Consider the following 363-nt stretch of genomic DNA (forward strand, 5'->3'; position numbering starts at 1 on the left):
CGAGTTCGCCTCCCGCCTAGCCGCCCGCATGGCCGCCCTCACCGTCGGGCCCGGCACCGAACCCGGCACCGACGTCGGCCCCCTCATCGACAACGCCGGCCGCAGCAAGGCCCACGACTTGGTGCGCGACGCCGTGAAACGCGGCGCCATCGTCCTGACCGGAGGCGAACTCCCGGGCGGGCCCGGCTGCTTCTATCCGCCCACTGTCCTCACCGGCGTCACCCCCGACGCCGCCATCAGCGACACCGAGGTCTTCGGCCCGGTCGCCGCCCTCCTCACCTTCGAGACCGAGGACGAGGCCATCGCCGCCGCCAACGACACAGAGTTCGGCCTCGCCGCCTACCTCTTCACCCAGAACCTCGA

The 363-nt window shown here is 72.2% G+C and carries 1 protein-coding gene; it reads left to right on the top strand.

The genetic code is table 11. The features are described from left to right. Nucleotides 1-363, top strand: a 363-nt coding sequence (locus GTY47_RS25665) for an aldehyde dehydrogenase family protein (RefSeq protein WP_010047877.1), incomplete at both ends; no start/stop codon positions are given.

Source organism: Streptomyces sp. SID5464, from assembly GCF_009862985.1.
Taxonomy (GTDB): Bacteria; Actinomycetota; Actinomycetes; order Streptomycetales; family Streptomycetaceae; genus Streptomyces; species Streptomyces chartreusis_D.